A 24,188-nucleotide genomic window follows, 5' to 3' on the forward strand; every position below is an offset into this window, starting at 1 on the left:
GCAGAGCGGCCCCAGGATTTCGATGCAAACGCACAGATTGCTGGGGCCGCGCTGCGGCCCTTTCGCGACACAAGGCCGCTCCTACAGGCAATGCGCGCGCATGCCATATCGGTTCTGCGCACGATCACTATGGCCTCACAGCGCGCCGAAGACCTTCTTGGCGAGGCTAGTGGCGGCCTGGGCCGGGTTCTTGCGAATGGTCTCTTCCTGCTTGGCGATCATCTCGAACAGCCCGTCCAGGGCTTTTTCGGTTACGTAGCTTTCGATGTTGGCGCTCTTGGCGTCGATCACGCCCAGGCCTGCGGCTTGCCCGGCGAAGTTGTTGTACTGCTTGGCCAGGCCGACCTGGTCGGTCGCCTGCTTGACGATCGGCAGGAACTTGGCGCGGATCTGCTCGCGGCTGCTCTTGTTCAGGTACTGGGTGGCCGAGTCGTCGCCGCCGCTGAGGATGCCCTTGGCGTCGGTCACGGTCATCTTCTTCACGGCATCCACCAGAATCGCCTGGGCCTGCGGTACGGCAGCTTCGGCGGCCTTGTTCATGCTGTTTTCCAGGGCGTCGACCTGGTCACCCTTGCCGAACATTTTCATGGCCTTGGCGGCCTTGCCCAGATTGCCCGGCAGTTCGATGCGCACATCGGGGTTGTTGTTGAAGCCGCCGGGGGTGCTCAGTTGCTTGACGGCAACCTGCGCGCCCTGGGTCAGGGCGTCTTTCAGGCCGGCGGAGGCGTCGCCTTGCGACAGGTCGCTGAGCGACAGGGCCAGGGCGCTGGCCGACAGCAGCAGGCCGGCGCACAGGGTGGTGAAGCGCAGGGAGGTGCGAAGCATGGGGATTTCCTTATGACGAGGGTGGGCTCAGCGTACCGGGTCGACCTTGATCCGCAGCGGCTGCGGGTCGTTGCCGTCGAGGGTCACGCCGTGGTGTTCGGTATTGATGAACAGTAGCTTGCCGTCCAGCTCGATGCGCGCGCTCACCGCGTAGCGGTGGCCGGGCTTGACCTTGGCGGGGTCGTAAGTCAGGTGGAACGGCAGAGGCACGTTGCCTTTGACCGGGCCGGCCTGGCTGGCCAGGGTCACGGCAGGGGCATCCATCAGCGATACGTCCTGCAGGCTCACGCTCAAGGTGGCGGCCGGTGGCAGGGCGCTGCGCTGCAGGTAGAAGACTTCGCCGTCGAGGCTGGCGTGGGGCGCGGGGGCGTTGCTGGAGCAGGCTGCGAGCAGGGTGGCGCAGCACAGGGTGAAGAGTTTTTTCATGGAATCTCCGTGGTACCTGGGGTTGGCTTGTGGCCAACCCCGGGAACTCTAGCGGATTTTCCCCGGCAGGTGGTCAATCGGTGGCACTGGCGCCTGCCAGGGTGCGACCTGCCCGATCACTTGCGCGGCGCGCGCAGGGTGATTTCACCTATCTCGTGCAGGTTGCCGGGGTTAAGGTTGCGGATCACCCTGCCGGCCAGGGGTGTGCTGTATTGCTGATCGAAGAGCACCACGTTGAGCATCAGCCGGTCATCATCGTTGAGCACGTTGGCGTCCACATACAGGGTGAGGGCGCAACCACTGCCGGATTGCTGCAGCGAGGCTTCGGCGATGTTGCTGCTGTCCAGGTTGCTGTTGCCATCTGCCTGTATCCGCAGCAAGGAGGCTTGCAGGTGGGTCTTTTCTTGCACCAGTTCTTCGGGGATCAGAACCGACAGGTGCAGTGGCAGGACCGAAGGCTCGGTGGGCAGCTTTTGCGTGTCGTGAAGGGGCGCTCCGGCAACGGGCTCGAGCTGCAGGTCAAACGGACCAAGCCGGTCCTGATCATCCAGCACCAGCGGCATGGCCACTCGTGCGACCTGGGCGGCCTCGCCCCATGCATACCCGCAACCCGCTTCGAGCGTCAATTGAACGCCATCGGCCAGGGTGGTGCGGTCCAGGCGCAGGCTGAAGGGTATTGGCGAGCCGCTCAGTTGGCTGCCACAGTAGGCGATCGGGTGCTGCGTCGAACCCGAGCCGCTTTTCACGCTGACCAGCAAGCTTGCTGGGCCTTCGCTGGTTACCGGCAGGTAGGGCGTGGCGACGGTGCCGAATATTTCGACGATGGCAGGGTTAGGCATGAGGAGCTCCTGCGGACGCCTGAACCTGGCGACATTGCCTCGGCGTCCGGCAGGCGACTCTAGAAGCCCCTGTACCTCGCATTCAGCAGGAACATTGGCCCACGCAGGCAAGCGCTGCCTGGGCAATCAGCCAGCGATGTTGTCGACGGTCACCCGTTGCGTAGCGGCTGCCGTGCCCGGCTCTACGCAGTGATGGTAGGTGTTGATGAAATGCAACTTGCCGTCGTTCTCGATGCTTGCAGAGAGGGCGTAGTCCCGGCTCGGGTCGATCTGGCTGCTGTCGAAGGTCAGTTGCAAGGTGATCGGCAGCACACCGGCACAACGCAGGCGCAGTTCGGCATGGCTGATGGCCGGGGCGTCTGCCATCGAAACGTCGAGCAGGCTTAGTTGCACTTCTGCGCAAGCTGGCAACTGGTTGTCGCCGGAAGAAACGATCTCAACATTGAACGATTTCAGATGGGGCATGCTGGTGCTCCTTGGGTAGGGGGAAGGCTTGATGTTCGCCCCGCCCAGGAGCCTTTGGCAGGCAGAAAACCTACCCTTGCACAGCATCCACCGGCTCATCCCGATGCAGCGCCACCTGGCGGATCGACAGGCGCAGCTCGGCCGACAGCACGCGCTTGGCCACGCCTTCGGCCAGCTCGCCAAGCTTGTCGTGATGGCCCAGCTTGCCGTTGGCGTCCGGCCTGAGCACCCCTTCGCGCACCAAGGTCTGGATGAAGTGGCGGAACAGGGTCTTGTCGAAGAATTCCGGGGCGTTGAGCCCATGCAGGATCGACAGGCGCTGGGCCATCATCACGCACAGCTCTTCGAGTTCTTCGGCGTTCAGCGTGTGCTGGCCGCTGTTGAGCAGCAGCGAGGTGGCCATGTAGAAGCGTTGCAGGGTCTGGGTGATGGTGCGCGCCAGCAGGGTCAGCAGCACGAACTGTCGCGAGCTCGGTGCCGGGCGCAGGTACACACCGTTCTCGAAGCGCAGCAGGCCTTGCTCCACCAGTGCGCTGAGCCACTGGTCGATGACCTCGTCCAGTTGCTCGGGCTCCCAGCGCAGGAACAGCTCGGACTGCAGGTACGGGTACAGCGCCTGCACGTACTGGCCGACCAGCTCGCGGCTCATGCGTGAACTGCTCTGGAAGAAGCTCGCCAGCAGTGCCGGCAGGGCGAAGATGTGCAAAACGTTGTTGCGGTAGTAGGTCATCAGCACCGCATTGCCTTCGTCCAGGTACAGGATGCGCCCCAGCGCGTCCTTCTGCTCGGCCAGCAGGTTCATGCCCAGCACGTGCTTGATCAGCGCCTGGCCGTCGCCTTCGGGCAGGGTGGTATGCGCCGAGTACGGCACCTGGCGCAGCAGCGCCAGGTACAGGTCGAGCACCCGGGTCAGGGCGCGTTCGTCCAGGGCCAGGCGGCTGGTGGACAGCAGCGCCAGGGCCACCAGGTTGACCGGGTTGACCGCCGCCGCGCCGTTCAGGTGGCGGGCCACGGTTTCGCCCAGGCGGGTGGTGGTGTCGTTGAGCCAGGCCGGGCGGTACTGCGGGGCCAGGTCCTGCTCGCGCCAGCCAGGTTGCTGCTGGTCGAGAAAGCCAGCCAGGCGAATCGGCTCGCCGAAGTTCACGTACACCTGGCCAAAGCGCTGCTTCAGCGCGCCGATGACCTTGAAGATGTCGAAGATCGACTCTTTCTTCTTGCTCGCCCCGCGCAGTTCGCCCAGGTAGGTACGGCCTTCGAGCACCCGCTCATAGCCGATGTACACCGGCACGAAGACGATGGGTGTGCGCGAGGAGCGCAGGAAGCTGCGCAGGGTGATCGCCAGCATGCCCGGGCGCGGCTGCAGCATGCGCCCGGTGCGCGAGCGGCCGCCCTCGACGAAGTACTCCACCGGGAAGCCCTTGGTGAACAGGGTGTGCAGGTATTCGTTGAACACCGCGGTGTACAGCGGGTTGCCCTTGAAGGTGCGGCGCATGAAGAATGCCCCGCCGCGGCGCAGCAGGCCGCCGATCACCGGCATGTTGAGGTTGATGCCGGCGGCGATGTGCGGCGGCGTGAGGCCGTTGCGGAACAACAGGTACGACAGCAGCAGGTAGTCGATATGGCTGCGGTGGCAGGGCACGTAGATTACCTCGTGCCCCGGGGCGATGCCCTGCACCTGCTCGATATGGTTGACCTTGATACCGTCGTAGATCTTGTTCCAGAACCAGCTCAGCACCACTTCGAGGAAGCGGATGGCGGTGTAGGTGTAGTCCGAGGCGATTTCGTTGCCGTAGTGCAGCGCCTTGGCCTCAGCCTTGGCGTAGGGGATCTTCTCGCGCTCGGCTTCGTCGCTGATGGCCTGGCGCACCAGCGGGTCGTGCACCAGGCCCTTGACCAGGTTGCGCCGGTGCGAAATGTCCGGGCCGATGACTGCGGTCTTGAGGTTGCGAAAGTGCACGCGCATGACGCGCTGGGCCATGCGCACGGTGCGCTCGTGGCCTTTGTTGTGGTCGACCAGCTCGCGCAGGTGGATGGGCGCAGAGAACTGCACCCGGGTCTTGCGCCCGAGAATCAGGATGCTGAGCAAGCGGCGCAGGCGCCCGGTGACCGCCCAGCTGTCGGCGAACAACAGCTTCCACGGGCTCGACTCACTGGCCGGGGTCTGCCCCCAGAACACGCTGACCGGGATGATCTGCGCGTCTTCTTCGGCATGCTGGGTGATCGCCGCCACCAGGCGTTCCAGGGTGGGGGGCGCGCCGCGCTTGTCGTGGCGGCCGAGCCAGTCCGGGTCGGGGGTGAGGTAGAAGAACGCCGCCGGCTCCTGCAGCGGGCCCACCGCCACTGGCAGTACCGGGCGCGGCAGCCCTGCTTTGGTGCATTCGTGGTCGATCACCGCCAGGTCGGTGAGCGAAGGCGAGGGCAGGGCGTAGAACACCGGGCGGCTGCGGTCGAGTTTGAGGGTCAGCGAGGACTGGTTGATGGTCTCGGAGCGCACCCACAGGTACAGCACGCGACGCAGGGCGCCGAAGATCAGGCGGCGCAGGGGGGAACGGGTCATGGGGTTGGTGCCCTGGATGTTATGTTCGGTGATTTTTCAAGGCATTAGTCTGCCGTATCTGCGTAAGTTCAGCAAAAATCGGCAAAAACATGCCTGGTCATGAAATTTTTTTAATCGCTGTCATATACTCGGCCTGGCGCTTGCTTGCTAATTGGGCAAGCCGCGACGGTGCGGGCCGTGACCCCATGCCGGCAAGGCGATCTTCAAAATAAAAAACCGGAGTAGTTCAGATGTCGTCTCGTGAGACTGGGAATGTGAAGTGGTTCAACGATGCCAAGGGTTATGGCTTCATTCAGCGCGACGGTGGTGCGGATGTATTCGTCCACTATCGGGCGATTCGCGGTGAGGGGCATCGCACCCTGGTCGAAGGGCAACAGGTTGAATATGCGCTGGTGCAGGGCCAGAAAGGCCTGCAGGCCGAAGACGTCGTCGGTCTCTGATCGGCGCCTCTCAAGCGCGCCGCTATCCCTGTAGGAGCGGGTTTACCTGCGAACACCGGCGCAGCCGGTGCCATGCACCGCGTTGCATGCTTCGCGGGTAAACCCGCTCCCACAGGGGCCGTGTTGAATCAGTGCTTTACTGCGTACGCCAGGTGATTTCCTCTTCACCGTCGGCGCTGATGCGCACCCAACGGTCGGCATCTTCTTCACCATCTTCTTCAGCCCAGCCACCCGGCGCGCAGCGTACTTCGACGTTGAGTGCGGCGAATGCCGCGCGGGCGCAGGCGATGTCGTCGGCCCACGGGGTCTGGTCGCTTTCCAGGTACAGGCTGTTCCATTTCCCTACAGCTTTCGGTAACCAGGTGACCGGAATGTTACCGGCTGTGCACTTGAAGGTCTGGCCTTTCTGCTTCCATTCGCTGCATGGGCCCAGGGCTTGGGCCAGCCAGCCGGCGATCTGCTGGTGATCGACGTCGGCGTCCTTCAGGTAAATCTCGATATCGGGTTGGCGCATAAGGGGCTCCGGTGTGCTCAGTCTTGGCGCACAAAATAGTCATAACGCATGGAAACCGTGACCTCGAACGGCTCGGGCTGCTCGGTCACCCGGGCGCGCTTCTCGGCGCTGGCGCGCCAGCCGTGGGGCGTCATCGCCAGCAGGTCGGCGCGGGCCTTGGCGTCGGCCAGGCTCAGGCGGAACTCGAGGATTTCGCTGTGGGCATGGGCCATGCCTTCAGGTACCAGGGCCAGGTGCTTGTCGTCGGCGTAGGGGCGCACTTCATCGTAGAGCACCTCGCGCAGTTCCATCAGGTGGCCGCTGGTAGGGCCCACCCGCATCAGGCCGCCGCCGGGCGCCAGCAGGCGCCGGGCCTCGGCCCAGTCCAGCGGGCTGAACACGCTGGCGATGAAGCCGCAGCTGGCGTCCGCCATGGGCACGCGGGCCATGCTGGCGACCATCCAGGTCAGTTCGGGGGCGCGGCGGCAGGCACGCTTGACCGCCTCGCGGGAAATGTCCAGGGCATAGCCATCGGCCGCTGGCAGGGCCTGGGCGATCTGCGCGGTGTAGTAGCCTTCGCCACAGCCTATGTCCAGCCAGGCGCCGGGGGCGCGCTCGGCGGCCAGCGCCGCCAGGCGACGGGCCACCGGGGCGTAGTGGCCGGCGTCGAGAAAGTCGCGGCGGGCTTCGACCATGGCCTGGTTGTCGCCCGGGTCGCGGCTGTTCTTGTGCTGCACCGGCAGCAGGTTCAGGTAGCCCTGGCGGGCGCGGTCGAAACGGTGGCCGGCCGGGCAGGCCACACCGTTGTCGAGCTGCGCCAGCGGCGCCTGGCAGAGAGGGCAGGCGAGCATCAGGCGAGCAACCGCACCAGGGTCTGGTAGTAGATCTCGGTCAGCAGGTCGAGGTCGCTGGCCAGGATGCGCTCATCCACTTGGTGGATGGTGGCGTTGACCGGGCCCAGTTCGACCACCTGCGTGCCCATGGTGGCGATGAAGCGCCCGTCCGAGGTGCCGCCGCTGGTGGATGGCTGGGTGGTGCGGCCGGTGACTGCGTGGATGCTCGACGACACCGCATCGAGCAAGTCGCCCGGCTCGGTGAGAAACGGCAGGCCCGACAGTGCCCAGTCGATGCTCCACTCCAGCCCATGCTTGTCGAGGATCGCCGCAACGCGCTGCTGCAGGCCTTCGACGGTGGACTCGGTGGAGAAGCGGAAGTTGAACAGCGCGGTCAGATCACCTGGGACCACGTTGGTGGCGCCGGTGCCGGAGTTCAGGTTGGAAATCTGGAAGCTGGTGGGCGGGAAGAACGCATTGCCTTCGTCCCAGTGCTCGGCTGCCAGCTCCGCCAGGGCCGGTGCGGCCAGGTGGATCGGGTTGCGCGCCAGGTGCGGGTAGGCCACGTGGCCCTGTTTGCCGCGCACGGTCAGCTTGGCGCCCAGCGAGCCACGGCGGCCGTTCTTGACCACGTCACCCAGCAGGGTGGTGCTCGAAGGTTCACCGACGATGCACCAGTCCAGGCGCTCGTTGCGCGCCTTGAGCAGCTCGACCACGGCCTTGGTGCCATGGTGCGCCGGGCCTTCTTCGTCGCTGGTGATCAGGAAGGCGACCTTGCCGCGGTGGTCGGGGTAGTCCTGCACGAAGCGTTCGCTGGCCACCACCATCGAGGCCAGGCTGCCTTTCATGTCGGCCGCGCCACGCCCGCAAAGCATGCCATCGGCGTCGATCAGCGCATCGAACGGTTCGTGTTGCCACTGCTGCACAGGGCCGGTGGGCACCACGTCGGTGTGGCCGGCAAAACACAGTACCGGGCCTTCGTTGTTGCCGTGGGTGGCCCAGAAATTGTCGACGTCCTCGAAGCGCATGGGTTCGAGCTGGAAGCCGACGGCACCCAGGCGGTTCATCATCTGGGCCTGGCAGTCGGCATCGAGCGGGGTGACCGATGGGCGGCGAATCAGGTCGCAGGCCAGTTGCAGGGTGGGCGAAAGCTCGGCGGGGGCCGTCATGGGAAAACTCCGGAAGCAGTGCAAGGCGGGCAAGGGGCGGTAGTTTAAAGCAAAAAACGGTGTGTGAAGCGTGTGGCGTCGACCTGACAGCAGGGAAGCGCTGCTCCAGGGTGAGGTGTTTCACACTGAAACCGGCCGGAGCCTGTGGGTAGTTTGTAGCGGCCCTTACGGGGCAACCAACTCACAACAAAGGTAGAAAATACATGGGTATGAAGCATTGGATTGCCATGGGTATGGTGCTGGGATGCAGCACGGCGGTGCTCGCCAGTACCACGGATGTGATCGTCACCGGGACCATCACGCCAGGTGGTTGCACGACATCGCTCAGCGGCGGCGGAACTTTTGACTTTGGCATTATCAGGGCCGCCGAACTGAATCAGAGCGGCAAAAAGAAATTCGTATCGCCCGCCCAGCAGCTTGCGGTGAACTGCGATGCGCCAACCCGCTTCATGGTACGGGGTGTCGATGCCCGGGCAGACAGTGCGGATTTTGTCCCAGGTAGCGTGGTTGCCTTCGGCCTGGGGAAAAACGATATCGATGAAAAGATCGGCTTTTACTTCCTGCAGACGGTTGCCGACAGCTACGTTGCCGATGGCGTTACCACGGTCAATCGCCTGATTACGACTGACAGTGGCACCAACTGGGCCCCTGATACCGATCCGGATTTCTCCAACTTCTACAACGGCGCGGCCGGTCACTATCATGGCTTCGCAGCATCTGGCACGGCGCCCACGCCGATCACGGACCTGACCGCCAACCTGCAGATCGACATGCGCGTCAATGGGCGGGATGAGCTGACCGTCAACAAGGACGTCCCGATCGATGGCGCCTCGACCATTGAGTTGACCTACCTCTAAGACCCCGCCAGGGAGCCCCTGTCGACTTTTCTGCAGGGGCTACTCGTGTCTTTCGCTCATACGCCGCTTGAGGCGGCGTATCTGCCTTGAATAGAGCTGAACATGAGCATTTTGATCCGACTGCTGTTGAGCGCCGGCTGCGTGCTGCTGTCTGCCAATGGGGCCTGGGCCGCGGGCATGGTCCCGGAAACGTCCGTGGTGATCGTCAATGAGGCCGATGGCGAGGCCTCCATCAGTGTGCGCAATGACGACCCGGGGCCCTCATTGCTGCTGGTGACGCTGCAGAACCTGCCAGAAGACCAGGAACCCTTGCTGTTTCTCACTCAGCCGGCCTGGCGCGTCGAGGCTGGCCAGGAGCAGCGCGTCAGGTTCATGTTGCGGGCGGTTGCGCCCCTGCAGACCCAGCGCTTGAAGCGGGTGATCTTCGAAGGGGTTCCTCAGCGGCAAGAAGCCGGTGTTCAGGGCGCCAGGGTCGGCGTCAGTGTCAGGCAGAACCTGCCGGTCATCATCCACCCCAAAGGGCTGGCCGCCAATCACTCGCCGTGGGAGGGCCTGCAATGGCATTTGCGCGAGCAGGGTGTGCAGGTGCAGAACCCGACACCCTATGTCGTGCGCCTGGATCAGGAGGTCAGGTTGATGCCGGCCAACGCGCGCGGGCTATTGCCACGCACCTACATATTGCCGGGCGAAGCGCTTGATATTCGGCTGGAGTCGTCGGCCCGACAGGATCATCGAAGTATCAAGCTGTTTCCCGCCACCGTTTATGGCTTTGCTGTCGATGAGTTCGAAGCCCCGCTGCTCAGGGTGGGGAGTTGAATGAGTGCAGGGGGAGGGGGCGCTTGGTATTTCGGCATTGCCTGCTGGCGCTCCCCTGGTCCCTCTCGCTGATGGCGTGCAAAGCCAGTGCTGCTGGCTACTTCGACCTCGAACTCTTGCGCCAGAGAGGGGTGAGTGAAGAGCTGGTCGATTATTTTCAGCACAGGCCGCGCTTCACCCCCGGCTCTCACACCATCAACCTGCAGGTGAACGGCACCCGGGCAGGGCGCGCGCAGGCGCGCTTTCTCGACGATGGCAGTGTATGCCTGGACGCAACCTTGCTGGCCGCAGCAAAGTTGCAGGTGCCGGCCGAGTTGCCGGCTGAGAACCAGCACGGGTGCGTCGACCTGCTGGCACGCTACCCACAAAGCCAGATACACGCCGACCCTCAGGCCGGCACTGTGTCCATGGTGGTGCCGGCGCAGGCGTTGCGTTCGCCATCCGCCGTTGCCGATCTGTCGGCCTACGACAGCGGCGGGTTGGCTGGCATGTTCAACTACGATGTCACCTTGCTCGACACGCGTTTCAAGGGCGGTGGCAACCGAACCTTGAGCGCCTTCACCGAGCCGGGGTTCAACCTTGGGAACTGGATCGTGCGCAGCCGCCAGGTCGCCAGCCTTGGCCAGCAGTCCAGACAGTTCAGCACGCTGGACGCCTACGCCCAGCGAACCTTTGCCGAGCAGGCCGCTGTCTTGCAGGTTGGCCAGATCCACATGGCCAACCCGGTGCTTTCTGGTGTGTCTGTAGACGGTATTCAGGTGTTCTCCGAACAGGCGTTGGCGCAACTGCAACAACGCCGCGTGGTTCAGGGCATCGCCAAGACCCAGGCACGCGTGGAGATCTACCAGCGCGGCCGCCTGGTCCATGCCACCGTCGTGCCTCCAGGGCCCTTTACCCTCGAAAGCCCTGCGCCGGTCGATGCATTCGCCGAACTGCAAATGACCATCCATGAGGCAGACGGTGAACAGCGCCAGGTAACCCTGCCTGCCACGCCCATGCACGACGCCCTGGCAGGCGGCTATCAGCTCGGCATCGGCCAGCTGCGCCATGGCGACGGTGCTTCACCTTGGGCGCTCAGTGCCGGCTGGAGCGGCAGTGTGCTCGATGGCCTGGCTTTGGGCGGCGGCATGCTTGCCACTGATCGTTACCAGGCGGCAGGTTTTGCCCTGGGTGCCCAGCCCTGGCCGCAGGCGCAGCTGCAGTGGTCGCTGGGCTACTCGCAGCCCTTGCGCCAGGACGGCGGCCTGCAGAGCCAGGTGACCCTGAGCCAGCAATTGGCCGACGGTTGGGGGGCGAGCATTGCCTATGGTCTGCAGGGGCGAAGCTACCAGGACATCCAGCAGGCGCTGGATCAGTCGGATCGCCCGGGTAGTTGGCGTGAGCACTTCAGCGTCGGCCTGTCATTGCAGAGCACTGGCCTGGGGAGCTTCAGCGTCGGTGGCAGCCAGTCCCGTGGGCATGATGGGCGGGCAAGCAGCCAGGCCAACCTGCGCTGGGGCGCAACACTGGGGCAGGTGTCTTTGAGTGCCGGTATGGAGTGGGGGCTCGGTGGGATGCGTGATCACGGGCGCATGCTGTACCTGAGTGCCAGCATGCCGCTGGGCGCCAAGCGCAGGCTGCATGCCACGACCCGGGGCTCGGACCGCGGCTACCGCTCTTCTGCCAATCTGCGCGAACGTGTCAGTGACACGTTCGGCTATCGTTTGGGCGTCAACCATGAAAGCCATGACCCGGTGCTGCGCCCGAGCCTGGGTGGTTCATGGCTGACGCCATCGAGCCAGTTGCAGCTCGACTATTCGCAAAATGGCAGCGCCGCGCAAACCTTCGCTGCCAACCTGCGCGGCGCGGCCGTAGGGCATGCTGCCGGCATCACGTTGACGCCGTACCCGGTTCGGGATACTTACGCGCTCGTTGATGTGGGTGACCTCGCCGGGGTCAGGCTCGACACCCCCAGCGGCCCTGTGTGGACCGACACAAAGGGTCGGGCCGTCGTTTCCCAGGTGCGCCCCTATGCCGACAATCGGGTGCAGGTACAGAACCGCAGCCTGCCGCGCAGTGCGGAACTTGCCAACAGCCTGGGCATCGTCAGGGCCGGCCGTGGAGCCATTGCCCAATTGAGCTTCGTCGTCGAGCAGACCCGGCGCGTACTGTTGCAGACCTTGCACGGTGACGGGGCAGCACTGCCGGACCACGCAATGGTGATCGACGGCAACGGGCATTTCGTGACCACGGTGCAGGCCGGTGGCCTGATCTTCCTCCACGACTTCCAGGCAGATCAGCGCTACCAGGTGAGCCTGCCGGATGGCCCTGCTTGCAGCCTTGAATTCACCCTCAGTGATAACCCGGACCCGGAGCAATACTATGAAGCGACCATGGCCCGTTGCCATGCGATCTGAGTGTCTTTCCAAGCATGGCTGCGCAAGAGTGCACTGGCTGTTGCGCAGTTGGCTGGGCCTGCTGCTGGCGGGCCTGGGAGGGGCGGCGGCGGCTCAGGGCTGCCAGGTGACTCTTGACCAGCCGATGATCGAGTTTGGTCAGGTCAACAAGACTCAGTTGCAACGGTTCGGCAATCGACACCTGTTGGGGGAACGGCAGCTGCAATTGACGGTTCAGTGCTCTGCAAGTACCGACATGGTCCTGCACTACCTGGCGGACAGCATCACTGGCGAGCGCTATAGGTTTGGCGAGCGCGGGACGTACTCGCTGCAACTTTCCGATGCCCGGCTCGATGGCCGCTCGGTCGCCCTCGGTACCGCGCGTTCGGGGCAAGCGTGGCAGCGCCAGGGCAACCGCGCGCGCTGGCTGCCGGACATGCAGTTGGCGCCAATACGCGCTGGTGCGCCGCTTGGCGGCACGACACTCACGGCGCGCCTGACGGTCCGCGGCTGGGTGGATAGCGCGCAGGCTATGGCAGGCGTTGCCGAGCTGCAGGCCAGTGGTGTGCTGCAGGTCGAAGGTGCCACTGCCGCCCTGGCCCTGCAGGCCAGCGTTGTGCCTGCCGCCTGCAGGCTGCACCTGGGCGATGGTGGCAGAGTGGACTTCGGCGTGATCCCGGCAGGGCAGCTGTCGGCCAGCAAGACCACTTCGTTATGGCGCTCGCTGTCGGCCGCTGTGAGTTGCGATGGCCCCACCCGCTTCGCCCTGCGTGCAGTGGACAACCGCCAGGCCGCTCAAGGGCGGCACGTGCAGGGCGCCGCTCGCTCGGTGCTGTTTGGTGCGGGCAAGAGCGCCGGGGATGGCCTGGCGTGGTCGTTACAGCTCGACGGGCCGGTTATGGGGGATGGGCAGGCGCTGCAACCGCTGTACTCCACGCAAGGTAGCGGCGAATGGGCAGCAAGCCCGGCCCCTGCGTACTTTCATACCGACAACCGCCTGCTGGGGTTCGCAAGCGGCCACCACAGGGTGGCCGGGCCCGCCTTGATCAGGCAGCTCGACGCCATGTTGAGGGTCGAGCTGTACATCGCGCCGCTGCGCCAGTTGCAGCTTCGCGACGAGACCCCCATCGATGGCGCGGCCACGCTGGAGCTCGTCTACCTGTAAGGCCAAGCGCCTCCAGCTGGCCCCGGGGGGCGGCTCAGGTGTGTGCTGGCTGCACCTGGGCCTCGGGCTTGGGCAGCGACGACAGCAACGCCATCACCAGCGCGGCCAGGTAGGGCAACGACTGCACCAGCAGCATTGCCACCCAGAAGCGCATGTCCGAGCTCGGCAGCCCCTGCACCAGGTAGATACCCAGCGCCGCGCCCCACAGCAACAGCATGATGAACAGCTCTTCGCGCGCTTCGGAAATCGCCACCAGCAGCCCATGGCTGTCGGCGTTCTTCGGCGTGCGGAAGAACGGCATGCTGCTGGTGAAGAAGCCGTACAGCACCGCCTTGGCGATGGTATGCGACAGCGCCAGGCCCGCCAGGGCGGCGGCGAAGGCGTCTTTGAGGTTGACCCCCACCGCGCGGCGGTAGAGGAACACGATCTTGCCGACCTTGAAGAAGAACAGCGCCAGCGGCGGGATGGCGAACATCATCAGCGGCGGGTCGACCCGGTGCGGCACGATGATCATCGCCGCCGACCACAACAGCGCGCCGACGGTGAAGAAGATGTTCATGCCATCGGCAATCCATGGCAGCCAGCCGGCCAAAAAGTGGTAGCGCTGGCCACGGGTCAGTTCGCTGCCCTTGCCGCGCAGCAGGGCGCTGGCGTGATGCTTGATGATCTGGATGGCGCCGTAGGCCCAGCGGAAGCGCTGCTTCTTGAAGTCGATGAAGGTGTCGGGCATCAGGCCCTTGCCGTAGCTGTTGTGGGCGTAGGCCGCCGACAGGCCCTTTTCGAACACCCGCAGGCCCAGCTCGGCGTCCTCGCAGATGCACCATTCGGCCCAGCCCAGCTCTTCGAGCACGCTGCGCCGGGTCATGGTCATGGTGCCGTGCTGGATGATCGCGTCACGGTCGTTGCGGGTGACCATGCCGATGTGGAAGAAGCCCTTGTACTCGCTGTAGCAGAGCTTCTTGAAGGCGCTCTCGTGCTGGTCGCGGTAATCCTGCGGCGATTGCACCACGGCGATCTTCGGGTCGGCGAAGTGCGGCACCATGTGCTTGAGCCAGTTGCGGTCGACGCAGTAATCCGAGTCGATCACCGCAATCACCTCGGCGTCCTTGGCGGTGTGCGGCAGCAGGTAGTTCAGCGCGCCGCCCTTGAAACCGGCCAGGGGGGCGACGTGGAAGAACTTGAAGCGCGGCCCAAGTTTTTCGCAGTGAGCCTTGAGCGGTTCCCACACGGCCGGGTCCTTGGTGTTGTTGTCGATCACCAGCACTTCGTAGTCGGGGTAGTCCAGCGCGGCGAGGGCATCGAGGGTCTGTTTGACCATCTCCGGCGGCTCGTTGTAGCACGGCACATGCACCGAGACCTTCGGGCGGTAGGCGCTGTCAGCCTGCACCGGCAGGAACTCGCGCCGGCGCTTGTGTATCCATACCGCCTCGGCCAATTCGTGGGCCTCGGTCAGCAGCACGATGAACACCCCCAGCGCGCCAAGGGCCAGCAACACGCCCACGGTCAGGCTGAACCAGGTGCTGTATTGCTGGCTGTAGTCGTAGGCAATCCACACCAGCACCGACCCGCACAGAAAGGTGATGAACGTGAGGAAGGTGCGCCCGCGCTGGCGCAGGGCCGAGCCGTCGATGAACAGCACCATCAGGGCGATCATCGCCAGTACCACCGAGGCCACCGCCAGGGCACGCCACTGCGGGATGGCGACCACCGGTCCCTCGAAGTTGAACTTCTGCTGGCGCTCGGCGTTGTACACGCCCCAGTAGGCGCCTACCGAGCCTTCGTCGCTGGCCTTCCACGGCTGGTCGTAGGCCTCGATGACGAAGTAGTTGTAGCCGCGCCGGTTGAGGGTGTTGACCAGGGTGCGCAGGTAGATGGCCTGGTCGGCCTGGGTGGCATCGGCGCCACCGCGCATGCGGCCGTTGCTCGGCCAGCCGACCTCCGACAGCAGCAGTGGCTTGCGCGGGAACTGCTTGCGCAGGTCGCGGGCGCGGTCCAGCACGAACTGCACCGAGTCCTTCATCGGCACGAACTCCCAGTAAGGCAGAATGTGCGCGGCGATCAGGTCGACGTGCTTGGCCAGCTCCGGGTGTTCCTTCCAGATGTGCCACTGCTCGCTGGTGGTCACCGGCACCTTCACCGCCGCGCGCACCCGGTCGAGGTAGCCGATCAGTTGCTCGGCGGTGACCTCTTCGCGAAACAGCGCTTCGTTACCCACCACCACCCGCACCACGCTGCGCGAGGTGTTGGCCAGGCCAATGGCTTTTTCGATCTCGCGCTCGTTGCGCTCCTGGTCGTTGCTGATCCAGATACCCAGGGTGACGCGCATGCCCAGCTCTTCGGCCAGTTGCGGGATCTCGGCCTGGGTGCCCTCGACGGTGTAGATACGGATGTTGTCGGTGAGCTTGTTCAGCTGTTCCAGGTCCTGGCGTATCTCGTCCGGGGTAGGGTATTGGCCCTTTTGCGGGCTTTCGCCAAGGCGAAACGGCGAGTATGAGAACCCGGAGATCTGCTCCGGCCAGGCGGGGGCGGACACCGGGCGGTTGATGAGCGCCCAGAACCCGGTGAACAGCGCGGCGATGGCCAGGACCACCACCAGGTTGAGGCCGAACTTGCGTGATGACATAGGTGTGCGAGGTTCCGAAGAGGGGAGCGGGCGGGGCCTTCGGCCGTGCAAAGCTTGCACTGCCCGGTAAGGCCGGGCATTGGATTTGGCACGGGGGAGGAAGTTCTGAACCCGCTCGGTTGTCGTCCAGATCTTTTTAATGTGTAGGACATTAAAGCAGGCTTGGTAGCCGGGTGGCCAACGGCGGCCCTGAATCGGGCCGATTGCCCTATAATGCGCGCCGGTTTTTTCCAAGGTGGCAGCATGAGCACAGAAGATCCACGCTTTGCCGGCGTTGCCCGGCTGTACGGCGACGAGGGCCTGCAACGCCTGGGCCGGGCCCACGTGGGTGTGGTCGGCATCGGCGGGGTCGGCTCGTGGGTGGCCGAGGCCCTGGCGCGCAGCGGCGTGGGCGAGATCAGCCTGTTTGACCTGGACGATGTCTGTGTCAGTAACACCAACCGCCAGGCCCATGCCCTGGAAGGCCAGGTGGGGCGGGCCAAGGTCGAGGTGATGGCCGAGCGCCTGCGGGCGATCAACCCGGCGATCACCGTGCACGCGGTGGCCGACTTCGTCACCCGCGACAGCATGGCCGAGTACATCACCGAGCAGATGGACTGCGTGATCGACTGCATCGACAGCGTGATGGCCAAGGCTGCGCTGATTGCCTGGTGCCGGCGGCGCAAGATCGCCATCGTCACCACAGGTGGTGCGGGCGGGCAGATCGACCCGACACAGATCCAGGTTGGCGACCTCAACAAGACCTTCAACGACCCGCTGGCCTCGCGGGTGCGCTCCACCTTGCGCCGGGACTACAACTTTTCGCGCAACACCAGCCGCAACTATGGCGTGCCGTGCGTGTTCTCCAGCGAGCAACTGCGCTACCCCAAGGGCGATGGCAGTGTGTGCCTGCAGAAGAGCTTCGTCGGTGAAGGCGTACGCCTGGACTGTGCGGGCGGGTTTGGTGCAGTGATGATGGTGACCGCGACCTTTGGCATGGTGGCGGCGAGCAAGGCGATCGAAAAACTGGTGGCCGGGGCGCGTCGGCCTTCGGAGCGGATCAAGCCGGAATAATTGCGCAGGCGTCTTCGCGGGTGAACCCGCTCCCACAGGTACAGCATCGCTTTCACGGGCGATGAGTGCCCTGTGGGAGCGGGTTTACCCGCGAAGCAGGCGCCGCCGATTCAGCGGCAGGCTGCCAGCTCCGCCATCCGCAGCAACACCGCATGCAGCCCGTTGCTGCGCGATGGCGACAACTGCCGTTCCAGCCCCAGCTGGGTGAACCACTCGCGCAGATCCAGCCCGGCCAGTTGCGCGCTGGCCAACCCCTGAACCCGTACCAGCAGCAGTGCCAGGAGCCCGCGCAGCAACCGCGCATCGCTGCCGGCCTTGAAGCGCCATTGCCCATCGACCTGTTCGGCCACCAGCCACACCAGGCTCTCGCAGCCGTGCACCCGGTTGGCTTCGCTTTTGTCGCTGTCAGCCAGCGGCTGCAGCCGCTCGCCCCATTGCATCAGAAGGCGCGCGCGCTGTTCCCAGCCGCGGGCCTGCGTGAAGCTTTCCAGCGCCTGGCTGGCCTCTGGCGACAGGCTCACCGCAACAGCTCCAGGCCCTGGTCGAGCGCGTCGAAGAACCGCTGCAAGTCATCGCTGTCGCTGTACAAGCCCAGCGACACACGGATCGCGCCTTCCAGCCCCAGCCCCTTGAGCAGCGGCATGGCGCAGTGATGACCGGCACGTACGGCAATACCCTGCTCTGTGAGCAGGTGGGCGATGTCTGCGTTATGTACCCCTTCGATGACGAAGCTGGCCAGCGCCGCATCGGGTGCACCCAGTACACGGATGCCTTCGCGATCGGCCAGGCCGCGCAGCAGCAACTGGTGCAGGCTGGTTTCGTGCTTGTTCACGGCATCGGCGTCGAGGCTGGCCAGGTAGTCCAGAGTCGCCCCCAGGCCAATCACACCGGCAATCGGTGGCGTACCGGCTTCGAACCCCAGCGGCGCCGGGCGAAAGCTTGCCCCCTGGTAGTCGGCCAGTTGCACCATCTCGCCGCCGAACTGCCAGTGGCGCAGCAGTGCCAGCGCCTGTGGCTGCCCATAGAGCACGCCGACCCCATCCGGGCCGTACAACTTGTGGCTGGAGAACACATAGAAATCGCAGCCCAGTTGCTGCACGTCATGGCGGCCATGGACCACCCCCTGTGCGCCATCCACCACGGTCAGTGCGCCCTGGGCGCGGGCGTGGCTCAGCAGCGGCGCCAGTGGTTGCCATGTGCCGAGCACGTTGGACAGCTGGCTGAGCGCCAGCAGGCGGGTGCGCGGGCCGATCATTTGCAAGGCCTGGTCGAGGTCGATGCAACCGCGCTCGTTGAGCGGCAATACCACCAGCTTCAGGTTGCGCCGCTGCGCCAGTTGCTGCCAGGGCAGCAGGTTGGCGTGGTGCTCCAAGGCGCTGATGGCAATCTCGTCACCCGCTTCGAAGCGGTGTTCCAGGCCGTAGGCCAGCAGGTTCAGCGCCGAGGTGGCGCCGTGGGTGAAGACGATCTGCCGCGAGTCGGCGGCGTTGAGCCAGGCGGCGACCTTGTCGCGGGTACCCTCGAAGGCCTGGGTGGCCAAGGCGCCGGGCAGGTGCTGGGCACGGTGCACGTTGGCGGCGCCATGGCCGTAGTAGTGGCTCAGGGCGTCGAGCAAGGCCTGGGGCTTCTGGGTGGTGGCGGCGCTGTCCAGGTAGGTCTGGTGCTGCCGTTGCAGGGCGGCGATGGCGGGGAAATCGGCACGCCAGGGGGAGGGCTGGAACATGGTCGCAAAGGCCTGGAATGAAAATCGGGTCTGGCGCTTGAGCGCCAGACCCGATGTTAACACTTCAAACCGGCAGGTTCTCAGTTGTGGGCGTGCAGCGCCTCGTTCAGCTCGATGGCCGACTTGTGGGTCTTGCACTCCACCGCGCCGTTGAGCGAATTGCGGCGGAACAGCAGGTCGGTCTGGCCGGCCAGGTCGCGGGCCTTGACCACTTTGACCAGCTGGTTGTTCTCGTCCAGCAGGTTCACCTTGGTGCCGGCGGTGATGTACAGGCCGGCCTCGACGGTGTTGCGGTCACCCAGCGGGATGCCGATACCGGCGTTGGCGCCGATCAGGCAGCCTTCGCCAACCTTGATGACGATGTTACCGCCACCGGACAGGGTGCCCATGGTCGAGCAGCCGCCGCCCAGGTCCGAGCCCTTGCCGACGAAGACGCCCGCGGAAACGCGGCCTTCGATCATGCCCGGGCCTTCGGTGCCGGCGTTAAAGTTGACGAAGCCTTCGTGCATGATGGTGGTGCCTTCGCCGATGTAGGCGCCCAGGCGCACTCGGGCGGTGTCGGCGATGCGCACGCCGGCCGGTACCACGTAGTCGGTCATCTTCGGGAACTTGTCCACCGAGAACACTTCCAGCAGTTCGCCCTTCAGGCGCGCTTCCAGTTGCAGTTCGGCCAGCTCGGCCAGGTCGACGGCGCCCTGGTTGGTCCAGGCCACGTTCGGCAGCAGCGGGAAGATACCGGCCAGCGATACACCGTGCGGCTTGACCAGGCGGTGCGACAGCAGGTGCAGCTTCAGGTAGGCCTCGGGGGTGGAGGCCAGTGCTGCATCTTCGGCCAGCACGGTGGCGACCAGTGGCTTGTGGCTTTCGGCCAGGCGGGTCAGCAGCGCGGCCTGGGCGGCATCGACGTCTTTCAGAGCGACGGCCAGTTGGGCAGCCTGGGCGTTGCTGAAGGCGATGGCCTGGTTGCCAGCTTCATAGCCGAGGATCGGCGCAACGGCGGCGACCAGCTCAGGCGAAGGGTTGAGCACAGGCTGTGCGTAGAAGACTTCCAGCCAGGCGCCCTGGCGGTTTTGGGTGCCGACGCCGAAGGCCAGGCTGAACAGGGTATTGGACATGTGATTACCTCGTACGAAATAGGGTGGGGGCTCAGGCCAGGGCGGCGGCGTACAGGTCGGGCTTGAAGCCCACCAGGGTGCGCTCGCCAAGGTCGAGCACCGGGCGCTTGATCATGGACGGCTGGGCCAGCATCAGTTCGACGGCCTTGGCCTGGTCGAGGTCGGCCTTGCTGGCGTCGTCGAGCTTGCGGAAGGTGGTGCCGGCACGGTTGAGGATGGTTTCCCAGCCGTGTTCGCTGCACCAGCGGTTCAGGCTGTCACGGTCGATGCCTTGAACCTTGTAGTCGTGAAAATCGTAGGCGATGGACTTGTCTTCGAGCCAGGTACGCGCCTTTTTCATGGTGTCGCAGGCTTTGATGCCGTAGAGCGTGTAGGTCATTGTGTGCATTGAGGCCACAGGCTGCCCCAATTTCTCCGTATCCGAATGTCAGTCGCGGGATTATGCGGGAACGGTTCGTCGAGCGCCACGGTTGCGGCCCGTCGGACGGGGGACTCAATTGCTTGCACCAAGGTTGTTAAGCCTATGCAAGTTGCGTATGGTTTGACTTATGGAAGCCATCTTTTTCGAAACATCGATCTTTACCGCGACGGTGTCGGACTACCTGAGCGATGACGAATACAAGGCGCTCCAGCAGGAGCTGCTGGCCAGCCCCGAGTGTGGCGACTTGATGCCACGTACTGGTGGCTTCAGGAAGCTGCGCTGGGCAGACAGGCGCCGTGGCAAGGGTAAGCGCGGCGGCTTGCGGGTGATCTACTACTGGTTGGCCGGTGATGGGCAGATATGGATGTTCGCGATCTACGATAAAGATGAGCTTGAAAACCTTAGCTGCGACCAGGAGAGGGCCTTGAAGCAGGCCATTACCGTGGAGGTCGAGGCGCGCAAGGCGAAGCGATCGGCTGGGCAGAGGAGAAAGTGATGAAAAAGCGTGATTTGTTTGCCGAAATGATGAACGGCATTGAAGAGATGAAGGCGCAACGCGAGGGGAAGATTACCTTGCGCCAGCATCACGTCAAGGCACTGGCGGCGCCCACGGTGACCTCTCAGGAAATAGTGGCCATTCGTGAAGGCTTGCGCATGTCGCAAGAGGTATTCGCCAGGTGTATCAGGACCAAGGCCGCCACTCTCAGAAACTGGGAGCAGGATAAAGCCACCCCGAACCCCCAGGCGGCGATGTTGTTGAAACTGGTCGAAAAATATCCGGACATGCTTGAGCGGCTTGAAGCCGTTTGAAGCAACTGAAAACCCGCCTCGGCGGGTTTTCTTTTTCCGGTAACGAAGCATCGTGTTACATATTCAGTATCCACCTGCGACTATCGTGCAGCGGCCCACATTCACCGTGCGCCGCTAACATATTGTTTCAATGGCGATGTCTCGCCCCTGCTGTCGTTTTTGATTCACAAAGGAAGCCTTCACGGATGCAGTCCGCCTACACCGTCCTCATCCTGCTGACGCTGGTCAGCCTGTCGAAACTGGTCGGGCGGATGATCCCGCTGCCCTTGCCGCTGGTGCAGATCGCCGCCGGCGCCTTGCTCGCCTGGCCAACCCTGGGCCTGCATGTGGCCCTGGACCCGGAGCTGTTCCTGTTCCTGTTCCTGCCGCCGTTGCTGTTTGCCGACGGCTGGCGCATCCCCAAGCGCGAGCTGTGGCGCATCCGCGGGCCGGTGGTGGCGCTGGCGGTGGGGCTGGTGCTGTTCACCGTGGTGGGGGCGGGCTACTTCATCCACTGGTTGCTGCCGAGCATCCCGCTGCCGGTGGCCTTCGCCCTGGCTGCGGTGTTGTCGCCCACCGACGCCGTGGCGGTGTCGGCCATCACCCAGGACCGCCTGCCCACGCCGCTGATGCACATGCTGCAGGGCGAGGCGCTGATGAACGATGCCTCGGGCCTGGTGACCTTCAAGTTCGCCCTGGCCGCGGCCATTACCGGGGTGTTCTCGCTGACCGATGCCAGCTTGAGCTTCGTGCTGGTGGCCCTGGGCGGGCTGGCGGTGGGCGTGGCCCTGAGCTGGCTGATCGGCCGCCTGCGTGCCTGGATGATCGCGCGTGGCTGGGACGACCCGGCCACCCATGTGGTGTTCATGCTGTTGCTGCCGTTCGCCGCTTATGTGCTGGCCGAGCGCCTGGGCGTCTCGGGCATTCTTTCGGCAGTGGCCGCCGGCATGATGCAGAGCTGGCTCGATCTGTTGCCCCGGCAGACCAGCACGCGCCTGCTCAATCGCAGCGTCTGGTCGCTGCTGGAGTTCGCCTTCAACGGCCTGATCTTCCTGCTGCTGGGCCTGCAGCTGCCGGACATCATCAAGGCGGTGGTCAGCCACGAGGCGACGGTGTGGCCAACCTTGGCGTATCGCTGCCTGGACGTGCTGGCGATCTTCGCTGCGTTGATTCTGCTGCGGTTCATCTGGGTGCAGAGCATCTGGCGCTCGATCGGCGTGGTGCGGCGTTGGCGCGGCAAGCCGGCGCTGGTGCTGATGCCCACCGCGCGTTCGTGCTGGTTGCTGACCCTGGGCGGTGTGCGCGGGGCGGTGACCTTGGCCGGTGTGATGTCGGTGCCGCTGCTGATCGGCGCAGGCCAGGCGTTCCCCGAGCGTGACCTGCTGATCTTCATCGCTGCCGGGGTGATTCTGCTGTCGCTGATCAGCGCCTGCATCGCGCTGCCGATCTTGTTGCGCGGGATCACCAAGAGCCCGGACGAGCGGCTGCATCAGGAAGTGCAGGAGGCCTGGCGGCGTACGGCGGAGGCGGCGATCCATGCGTTGGAGGCAGAGGAAGTGGTGGATGTCAGTGCGCCCCAGGATGCGGCACAGGCGGCCATGGCCACCGAGCTCAAGGCGCGGTTGATGGCTGAATACCGGGATGAGCTGGACAGCTACAACGATACCGCCGAGGCGCGGGCGCTGGCCGAGCAGATGGACTTGTTGGAGCGGCGCTTGCGCTTGCGCGCGCTGCGGGCGCAGCGGCTGGAGCTGTATAACCTGCACCGTCAGCATTTGGTGGGGGATGAAGTGGTGAGGCAGGTGCTGGGGGAGTTGGATATGAGTGAGGCGAATCTGGGGCAGGTTCGGTAGATCTGTTATGGATGGCACCGGCTATGCCGGTGATCGCGGGCAAGCCCGCTGCTACAGGGGCTGCGCCTCACTCAGGCTTCGCGCGATCCTGTGGGAGCGGGCTTGCCCGCGAATGGGGCGCAAAGCGCCCCCGAAAAGCAATCAACGGCTCTGCAGGAAGGCGCGAATCCGCTCGGCGGCCTCGATGCACTCGGCCAGCGGCGCAACCAGTGCCATGCGCACACGCCCGGCCCCCGGGTTCACGCCATCCACTTCACGGGACAGGTACGAGCCCGGCACCACGGTCACATGCTCGGCCTCGAACAGGTCACGGGTGAAGTCGGCATCGCAGCCCGGCACCTTGGCCCACAGGTAGAAGCTGCCGTCGGGGCGCTGCACATCCATCACCGGTTGCAGGATGCGCAGCACCGCATCGTACTTGGCACGGTACTGGTCGCGGTTCTCGCGCACGTGGGCTTCGTCGTTCCAGGCAGCGACGCTGGCCAGTTGCGTCTGCACCGGCATGGCGCAGCCGTGGTAGGTGCGGTACAGCAGGAACGGCTTGATGATGCTGGCATCACCGGCGACGAAGCCCGAGCGCAGGCCCGGCAGGTTGGAACGCTTGGACAGGCTGTGGAACACCACGCAGCGCGCAAAATCGCTGCGGCCTAGTTCGGCACAGGCGCTCAGCAGGCCCGGTGGCGGGGCGTCTTCGTCGAAGTACAGCTCGCTGTAGCATTCGTCGGCGGCGATCACGAAGTCATGCTGGTCAGCCAGGGCGATCAGCTTTTTCAGGGTGTCCATCGGCACCAGGGCGCCGGTGGGGTTGCCCGGCGAGCACAGGAACAGGATCTGGCAGCGCTTCCAGACTTCGGCCGGCACGGCATCGAAGTCCGGGTTGAAGCCGTTGTCTTCCAGGCATGGCAGGTAGTGCGGGGTGGCACCGGCCAACAGCGCTGCGCCTTCGTAGATCTGGTAGAACGGGTTGGGGCTGACCACCAGGCCGTCATCGGCACGGTTGACCACCGCCTGGGTGAAGGCGAACAGCGCTTCACGGGTGCCGTTGACCGGCAGGATGTGGCGGTCGGCGTCGAGCCAGCCGGCGGGAACGTTGAAGCGCCGTTCGCACCACTGGCCGATGGCCTGGCGCAGGGCTGCAAGGCCCAGGGTGCTGGGGTAGATCGCCAGCTTGTCGAGGTTGTCGGCCATGGCCTTGGCGACGAAGGCAGGCGATTCGTGCTTCGGTTCACCGATCGACAGGGCGATGGCGCGTTTGTCCGCCGCAGGCTTCACGGTGCCCAGCAGGGCGCGCAGTTTCTCGAACGGGTAGGGCTGAAGCTGGGTCAGGGCGTGGTTCATCGGCGCAAGGTCT

General features: G+C 64.8%; 23 protein-coding genes. 9 read left to right on the top strand and 14 right to left on the bottom strand.

What is annotated here, in order from left to right:
- Positions 1 to 135: 135 nt before the first annotated feature.
- The 5 genes from ACI2KK_RS21415 to plsB form a co-directional block, all read right to left on the bottom strand.
- A complete protein-coding gene (locus ACI2KK_RS21415) occupies positions 136 to 825 on the bottom strand; it encodes a DUF4197 domain-containing protein (RefSeq protein ID WP_217839989.1) in 690 nt (229 codons plus the stop codon).
- Positions 826 to 852: 27 nt separating this feature from the next.
- Positions 853 to 1,251 carry a YbaY family lipoprotein gene (locus ACI2KK_RS21420; RefSeq protein ID WP_404670482.1) on the bottom strand — a complete coding sequence of 133 codons (399 nt, stop codon included), beginning with the start codon at positions 1,249 to 1,251 and terminating at the stop codon, positions 853 to 855.
- 116 nt (positions 1,252 to 1,367) lie between these two features.
- Positions 1,368 to 2,090 carry a hypothetical protein gene (locus tag ACI2KK_RS21425; protein WP_404670483.1) on the bottom strand — a complete coding sequence of 241 codons (723 nt, stop codon included), beginning with the start codon at positions 2,088 to 2,090 and terminating at the stop codon, positions 1,368 to 1,370.
- Between the two features lie 126 nt (positions 2,091 to 2,216).
- Positions 2,217 to 2,555, bottom strand: a complete 339-nt coding sequence (locus tag ACI2KK_RS21430; RefSeq protein WP_404670484.1) for a YbaY family lipoprotein — start codon at positions 2,553 to 2,555, stop codon at positions 2,217 to 2,219.
- 70 nt (positions 2,556 to 2,625) lie between these two features.
- Positions 2,626 to 5,112, bottom strand: coding sequence for a glycerol-3-phosphate 1-O-acyltransferase PlsB (gene plsB / locus ACI2KK_RS21435; RefSeq protein WP_404670485.1), 2,487 nt, complete (start codon positions 5,110 to 5,112; stop codon positions 2,626 to 2,628).
- A gap of 230 nt (positions 5,113 to 5,342) precedes the next feature.
- Here plsB and ACI2KK_RS21440 point away from each other — a divergent pair, with 230 nt between their 5' ends.
- A complete protein-coding gene (locus tag ACI2KK_RS21440) occupies positions 5,343 to 5,552 on the top strand; it encodes a cold-shock protein (RefSeq protein WP_110992443.1) in 210 nt (69 codons plus the stop codon).
- 136 nt (positions 5,553 to 5,688) lie between these two features.
- Here the strand turns inward: ACI2KK_RS21440 and ACI2KK_RS21445 are convergent, their stop codons facing one another.
- Genes ACI2KK_RS21445 through dapE form a run of 3 tightly spaced genes read right to left on the bottom strand, consistent with a single transcriptional unit; the run spans position 5,689 to position 8,047 of the window.
- Entirely contained in the window at positions 5,689 to 6,066 is a 378-nt protein-coding gene (locus tag ACI2KK_RS21445) for a hypothetical protein (RefSeq protein ID WP_404670486.1), read from the bottom strand.
- 17 nt (positions 6,067 to 6,083) lie between these two features.
- A complete protein-coding gene (locus ACI2KK_RS21450) occupies positions 6,084 to 6,896 on the bottom strand; it encodes a putative RNA methyltransferase (protein WP_404670487.1) in 813 nt (270 codons plus the stop codon).
- Positions 6,896 to 8,047, bottom strand: a complete 1,152-nt coding sequence (dapE, locus tag ACI2KK_RS21455) for a succinyl-diaminopimelate desuccinylase (RefSeq protein WP_404670488.1) — start codon at positions 8,045 to 8,047, stop codon at positions 6,896 to 6,898. Before dapE ends, ACI2KK_RS21450 begins: the two co-directional genes overlap by 1 nt.
- 203 nt (positions 8,048 to 8,250) lie before the next feature.
- Here dapE and ACI2KK_RS21460 point away from each other — a divergent pair, with 203 nt between their 5' ends.
- The 4 genes from ACI2KK_RS21460 to ACI2KK_RS21475 all read left to right on the top strand — a co-directional run bounded on the left by ACI2KK_RS21460 (position 8,251) and on the right by ACI2KK_RS21475 (position 13,260).
- On the top strand, positions 8,251 to 8,904 hold the full coding sequence (locus ACI2KK_RS21460) for a DUF1120 domain-containing protein (RefSeq protein WP_404670489.1): 654 nt from the start codon (positions 8,251 to 8,253) through the stop codon (positions 8,902 to 8,904).
- A 102-nt stretch (positions 8,905 to 9,006) separates the two neighbouring features.
- A complete protein-coding gene (locus ACI2KK_RS21465) occupies positions 9,007 to 9,720 on the top strand; it encodes a fimbria/pilus chaperone family protein (RefSeq protein WP_404670490.1) in 714 nt (237 codons plus the stop codon).
- A 71-nt stretch (positions 9,721 to 9,791) separates the two neighbouring features.
- Positions 9,792 to 12,116, top strand: a complete 2,325-nt coding sequence (locus tag ACI2KK_RS21470; protein WP_404670491.1) for a fimbria/pilus outer membrane usher protein — start codon at positions 9,792 to 9,794, stop codon at positions 12,114 to 12,116.
- Between the two features lie 28 nt (positions 12,117 to 12,144).
- Positions 12,145 to 13,260: a DUF1120 domain-containing protein gene (locus ACI2KK_RS21475; RefSeq protein WP_404670492.1), complete on the top strand. Its 1,116-nt coding sequence runs from the start codon at positions 12,145 to 12,147 to the stop codon at positions 13,258 to 13,260.
- Between the two features lie 34 nt (positions 13,261 to 13,294).
- Here the strand turns inward: ACI2KK_RS21475 and ACI2KK_RS21480 are convergent, their stop codons facing one another.
- Positions 13,295 to 15,883, bottom strand: a complete 2,589-nt coding sequence (locus ACI2KK_RS21480; RefSeq protein WP_404670493.1) for a glycosyltransferase — start codon at positions 15,881 to 15,883, stop codon at positions 13,295 to 13,297.
- Between the two features lie 243 nt (positions 15,884 to 16,126).
- Between ACI2KK_RS21480 and tcdA the strand changes: the two genes are divergently transcribed.
- Positions 16,127 to 16,936, top strand: coding sequence for a tRNA cyclic N6-threonylcarbamoyladenosine(37) synthase TcdA (gene tcdA, locus ACI2KK_RS21485; protein WP_404670494.1), 810 nt, complete (start codon positions 16,127 to 16,129; stop codon positions 16,934 to 16,936).
- Between the two features lie 110 nt (positions 16,937 to 17,046).
- Here the strand turns inward: tcdA and ACI2KK_RS21490 are convergent, their stop codons facing one another.
- The 4 genes from ACI2KK_RS21490 to ACI2KK_RS21505 form a co-directional block, all read right to left on the bottom strand.
- The gene (locus tag ACI2KK_RS21490; protein WP_404670495.1) at positions 17,047 to 17,457 is read right to left on the bottom strand and encodes a SufE family protein; all 411 of its coding nucleotides are present in this window, start codon (positions 17,455 to 17,457) and stop codon (positions 17,047 to 17,049) included.
- A complete protein-coding gene (locus tag ACI2KK_RS21495; protein WP_404670496.1) occupies positions 17,454 to 18,659 on the bottom strand; it encodes a cysteine desulfurase in 1,206 nt (401 codons plus the stop codon). The genes ACI2KK_RS21490 and ACI2KK_RS21495 overlap by 4 nt, the downstream gene beginning before the upstream one ends.
- 80 nt (positions 18,660 to 18,739) lie before the next feature.
- A complete protein-coding gene (gene dapD / locus ACI2KK_RS21500) occupies positions 18,740 to 19,774 on the bottom strand; it encodes a 2,3,4,5-tetrahydropyridine-2,6-dicarboxylate N-succinyltransferase (RefSeq protein ID WP_217886198.1) in 1,035 nt (344 codons plus the stop codon).
- Positions 19,775 to 19,805: 31 nt separating this feature from the next.
- Positions 19,806 to 20,153: an ArsC family reductase gene (locus ACI2KK_RS21505; protein WP_404670497.1), complete on the bottom strand. Its 348-nt coding sequence runs from the start codon at positions 20,151 to 20,153 to the stop codon at positions 19,806 to 19,808.
- 169 nt (positions 20,154 to 20,322) lie between these two features.
- Between ACI2KK_RS21505 and ACI2KK_RS21510 the strand changes: the two genes are divergently transcribed.
- The 3 genes from ACI2KK_RS21510 (at position 20,323) to ACI2KK_RS21520 (ending at position 22,837) form a co-directional block, all read left to right on the top strand.
- Positions 20,323 to 20,691 (top strand): toxin, encoded by a 369-nt coding sequence (locus ACI2KK_RS21510; RefSeq protein WP_404670498.1) that lies wholly within the window; start codon positions 20,323 to 20,325, stop codon positions 20,689 to 20,691.
- Positions 20,691 to 21,005: a helix-turn-helix domain-containing protein gene (locus tag ACI2KK_RS21515; protein ID WP_369987795.1), complete on the top strand. Its 315-nt coding sequence runs from the start codon at positions 20,691 to 20,693 to the stop codon at positions 21,003 to 21,005. Before ACI2KK_RS21510 ends, ACI2KK_RS21515 begins: the two co-directional genes overlap by 1 nt.
- 185 nt (positions 21,006 to 21,190) lie before the next feature.
- The gene (locus tag ACI2KK_RS21520; RefSeq protein WP_404670499.1) at positions 21,191 to 22,837 is read left to right on the top strand and encodes a Na+/H+ antiporter; all 1,647 of its coding nucleotides are present in this window, start codon (positions 21,191 to 21,193) and stop codon (positions 22,835 to 22,837) included.
- A gap of 141 nt (positions 22,838 to 22,978) precedes the next feature.
- On the opposite strand, the gene dapC is transcribed toward ACI2KK_RS21520, so the two are convergent.
- On the bottom strand, positions 22,979 to 24,175 hold the full coding sequence (dapC, locus tag ACI2KK_RS21525) for a succinyldiaminopimelate transaminase (RefSeq protein WP_404670500.1): 1,197 nt from the start codon (positions 24,173 to 24,175) through the stop codon (positions 22,979 to 22,981).
- Between the last annotated feature and the right edge of the window lie 13 nt (positions 24,176 to 24,188).

Origin of the sequence: Pseudomonas sp. NPDC089406, assembly GCF_044900265.1 — a bacterium.
In the GTDB taxonomy this organism is placed as follows: Bacteria; Pseudomonadota; Gammaproteobacteria; order Pseudomonadales; family Pseudomonadaceae; genus Aquipseudomonas; species Aquipseudomonas fakonensis.